This window comes from Aquirufa beregesia (assembly GCF_011090385.1).
Lineage (GTDB): Bacteria > Bacteroidota > Bacteroidia > Cytophagales > Spirosomataceae > Aquirufa > Aquirufa beregesia.
Map to the genome: position 1 here is coordinate 1 of NZ_SEWW01000052.1, position 285 is coordinate 285.

The window sequence follows — 285 nt, forward strand, 5'->3', positions numbered from 1 at the left end:
AGATTTGGATTGATTTTAAAAGGTCTTCAACCTGTTGGTGTACTTTATCAACGGGATGTCTTTCAGCTCCTTTACAAAGGGTACAGAAGTAGTAGTGGTATAGGTTTCCTTTACGACCTTTTGAAGGTGCAGCAGTTAATGAACGATGTGGATGAATATGACATTTCATGAATGGTTTTAAAGGGTATAAGTCAGTCTTATCACTCTCAAAATCCCAGTTCTTTCTACGACCATCTAACACCGCATTGGCACGATGAAATAAATCCTCACTAACTAAAGGTGGGT

General features: G+C 38.6%; 1 pseudogene. It reads right to left on the reverse strand.

Annotated features, from left to right (window positions below):
* Positions 1-285, reverse strand: a pseudogene (locus EWU23_RS14470) (hypothetical protein); the annotation flags it as partial.